We start from the raw sequence: 1,636 nt of genomic DNA on the forward strand, positions 1-1,636 counted from the left end.
GCGGGGTTCGCGGGGTGGACGCTCGGACATGGGCAGGCTTTGTCAGACCGCGTCGCCGCGCGCAAGAGGGGTTCGCGCGGGTCCGGCCATGCGCCCCGGGAGGGCGCAGCACCCCTCGCGCGTCCGGCCCGCCATCCACAGGCTGCGCGCCACGCCATCATTTCCGGTTGACTTCGGCGCGCCGCTTTCACATAAACCCGGTCCTCGGACGGCGATTTGAGCTTGCTCGTCGCCGGCTTCGGGCCGCTGGGGTTCTCCTAAATCACCAGCCAGGCGTGAAGCCTCCCCGGCCTCGGCGGGGGAGAACCGGTGCGACGGGCGTCGCTGGAGGGGTGCCCGAGTGGTTAAAGGGGACGGACTGTAAATCCGTTGGCTCTGCCTACGTTGGTTCGAATCCAACCCCCTCCACCACCCGTCGTGCGGGTCGGGACGAGACGGGCGCAAGCCCGGTCTCCCGCTTTGTGTCGGCTTGAGTCTTGGTGATTGCGGGCCGTGCAGGTGACCATGGGCATCAAGGCACGCCGCCCATGCCCGGCTTCTGATAGAGCCACTTCCTGCCGTATTTTCCGGAACGCGGATCGCGCCGCCGGATTCACGCTGGGCAAGGCCGCGACGCCGCCCCTCCCGGTGGGGGGGCGTCTCCACGACTTGTCCCCAGCCTCTCCGGCACCGTCTTCCGCCCGCCGGAGGGCTGTGTTAAGGCTCGCGGCACGCGGGTGTAGCTCAATGGTAGAGCAGCAGCCTTCCAAGCTGAATACGAGGGTTCGATTCCCTTCACCCGCTCCAGCCGCCGCCTTCCGATTCGTGTCTCATATGCGAACGTAGACATTCGCCTTGAAGTCGGCGGGAGAGACCACCTCGATGAATTCGGCGCTGTCGCCGATCATCTTCCAGGTGCAACCCCACCGGCCCTCGGCGGGCAGGCCCCAGCTCTTGTATTTGAAGCGGCCGACCAGCAGGAAAATGTCTCCCGGCTCGAGCTTTTCCTGCATAAGCTTGATCAGGTATCTCTGGTTCACCAGGAACTTGGTGAGGTCAATGCTGGTGGTGAGCGGGGAAACCTCCTCCTGCTCCCGGGTGCGCTCGAAGATGCGGGCCCGGCATTCCTCGACCATGGCGGGGGTGACCAGCTTCTTTCCTCGCTCGATGGATGGCTCCCAGGTCCTGTTGACCTCGCGCACGAATTCGGACGTGCCGCAGCCGGCGAGGGTCGCCAGCAGCGGGAGAAGCAGGGGGACGCGCCGCACGGTTCCGCTCATGTCACAACTCCCGGTCGCTTCCACGCTGCGCGTCGCGTGCAGGTTCGGGCTCCCGATCTAGGCTTGTCCTAAGGGAAAGGATAGGGGCGGCATGTCGCACCAATGGGTTGTGCCGGTTGTCGAGGCAGGTCGGTGCCCGCGGCAGGTGGGCCTCGGGCGGGGCTCTTGCATCCGCAATGGAAACCCCCTATCCCACGGCGGCTTTTTTGCGCGCGCCCGTGCGGGTTCGCTGACCGACTGAGAGAGAACGATGGCCAAAGAGAAGTTCAACCGCTCGAAGCCGCACTGCAACATCGGCACGATCGGTCACGTTGATCACGGCAAGACGTCGCTGACGGCGGCGATCACGAAGGTGCTTGCGGAGTCGGGCGGAGCGA

2 protein-coding genes and 2 tRNA genes are annotated in these 1,636 nt (G+C 65.6%); 3 read left to right on the forward strand and 1 reads right to left on the reverse strand.

Going from position 1 to position 1,636, the window contains the following annotated elements; translation table 11 throughout:
- The first annotated feature begins 326 nt into the window (after window positions 1-326).
- Together K9U40_RS22885 and K9U40_RS22890 are read left to right on the forward strand one after the other, a co-directional pair.
- Window positions 327-411: transfer RNA gene (locus K9U40_RS22885), tRNA-Tyr, on the forward strand.
- Between the two features lie 301 nt (window positions 412-712).
- Window positions 713-786, forward strand: a tRNA-Gly gene (locus tag K9U40_RS22890).
- Between the two features lie 23 nt (window positions 787-809).
- Here the strand turns inward: K9U40_RS22890 and K9U40_RS22895 are convergent.
- Window positions 810-1,259 carry a hypothetical protein gene (locus K9U40_RS22895; RefSeq protein ID WP_282892386.1) on the reverse strand — a complete coding sequence of 150 codons (450 nt, stop codon included), beginning with the start codon at window positions 1,257-1,259 and terminating at the stop codon, window positions 810-812.
- 250 nt (window positions 1,260-1,509) lie between these two features.
- On the opposite strand from K9U40_RS22895, the gene K9U40_RS22900 reads away from it, so the two are divergent.
- On the forward strand, window positions 1,510-1,636 hold a 127-nt coding region (locus K9U40_RS22900), incomplete at its 3' end, for a GTP-binding protein (protein ID WP_250152467.1).

The organism is Xanthobacter autotrophicus, from assembly GCF_030015065.1.
Classification (GTDB): Bacteria; Pseudomonadota; Alphaproteobacteria; order Rhizobiales; family Xanthobacteraceae; genus Xanthobacter; species Xanthobacter autotrophicus_D.